Source organism: Microbispora sp. CSR-4, assembly GCF_008033685.1.
Taxonomy (GTDB): domain Bacteria; phylum Actinomycetota; class Actinomycetes; order Streptosporangiales; family Streptosporangiaceae; genus Microbispora.
The window spans coordinates 1-1,867 of sequence record NZ_VJVX01000153.1 but is presented as its reverse complement, the minus strand read 5'-3'; the positions used below and the strand labels follow the sequence as shown (position 1 = coordinate 1,867).

At 65.9% G+C, this 1,867-nt stretch carries 1 protein-coding gene; it reads right to left on the bottom strand.

The features are described from left to right. The coding region (locus FLV34_RS39145; protein ID WP_147945570.1) for an ATP-dependent Clp protease ATP-binding subunit at nucleotides 1-1,866 on the bottom strand (1,866 nt) is incomplete at its 3' end. Between the last annotated feature and the right edge of the window lies 1 nt (nucleotide 1,867).

Genomic DNA, 1,867 nt, shown 5'->3' with positions numbered 1-1,867 from the left:
CTCGTCGAACAGGACGACGGAGAACGGCTTGCGCCGCACCTTCTCGGTGAGCTGACCACCCTCTTCGTACCCGACGTAGCCGGGCGGGGAGCCGAACAGCCGCGAGACGGTGTGCTTCTCCATGAACTCCGACATGTCCAGCATGATCAGCGCGTCTTCGTCGCCGAACAGGAACTCCGCCAGCGCCTTGGACAGCTCGGTCTTACCCACACCCGACGGGCCGGCGAAGATGAACGACCCACCCGGACGCCGCGGATCCTTCAGACCGGCCCGCGTACGCCGGATCGACCGCGACAGCCCCTTGATCGCGTCGTCCTGACCGATGATCCGCTTGTGCAGCTCGTCTTCCATCCGCAGCAGCCGCTGCGACTCCTCCTCGGTCAGCTTGAACACCGGGATACCGGTGGCGGTGGCCAGAACCTCGGCGATCAGCTCCTCGGTCACCTCGGCCACGACATCCATGTCGCCGGCCTTCCACTCCTTCTCCCGCCGCTCCCGCTTGAGCTGCAGCTGCTTTTCCTGATCCCGCAACGCCGCGGCCTTCTCGAAGTCCTGCGCGTCGATCGCGGACTCCTTCTCCCGCCGCACATTCGCGATCTTCTCGTCGTACTCACGCAGGTCCGGCGGCGCCGTCATCCGGCGGATCCGCATCCGCGACCCCGCCTCGTCGATCAGGTCGATCGCCTTGTCCGGCAGGAACCGGTCACTGATGTAACGGTCGGCCAGCGTCGCCGCCGCCACGAGCGCACCGTCGGTGATCGACACCCGGTGATGCGCCTCATACCGGTCCCGCAGCCCCTTGAGGATCTCGATCGTGTGCGACAACGACGGCTCGGCCACCTGGATCGGCTGGAACCGCCGCTCCAGCGCCGCGTCCTTCTCCAGGTGCTTGCGGTATTCGTCGAGCGTGGTGGCACCGATGGTCTGCAGCTCACCGCGGGCCAGCATCGGCTTGAGGATGCTCGCGGCGTCGATGGCGCCCTCGGCGGCGCCCGCGCCCACCAGCGTGTGCAGCTCGTCGATGAACAAGATGATGTCGCCCCGGGTGCGGATCTCCTTGAGCACCTTCTTCAGGCGCTCTTCGAAGTCACCGCGGTAGCGGGAACCCGCCACCAGCGCACCCAGATCGAGGGTGTAGAGCTGCTTGTCCTTCAGCGTCTCGGGCACCTCACCCTTGACGATCTTCTGCGACAACCCCTCCACCACGGCGGTCTTGCCCACACCGGGCTCACCCACCAGCACCGGGTTGTTCTTCGTCCGGCGGGACAGCACCTGCATGACCCGCTCGATCTCCTTGTCCCGGCCGATCACCGGGTCGAGCTTGCCCTCCCGCGCAGCCTGCGTCAGATTCCGCCCGAACTGATCCAGCACAAGCGACGTCGACGGCGCCGACTCCTGCGGCCCGCCCGCCGCCGCCGGCTCCTTGCCCTGATACCCGTGCAGCAACTGGATGACCTGCTGACGCACCCTGTTCAGATCAGCGCCCAGCTTCACCAGCACCTGCGCCGCGACACCCTCACCCTCCCGGATCAACCCCAGAAGAATGTGCTCGGTGCCGATGTAGTTGTGCCCGAGCTGCAACGCCTCGCGCAGCGACAGCTCAAGAACCTTCTTGGCCCGCGGCGTGAAAGGAATGTGACCCGAAGGCGCCGACTGCCCCTGGCCGATGATCTCCTCGACCTGCTGGCGCACCCCCTCGAGACTGATCCCAAGACTCTCCAGAGCCTTGGCCGCCACACCCTCACCCTCATGGATCAAACCAAGAAGAATGTGCTCAGTGCCGATGTAGTTGTGGTTGAGCATCCGAGCCTCTTCCTGGGCCAGGACGACAACCCGCCGCGCACGGTCGGTGAACCTCTCGAACATC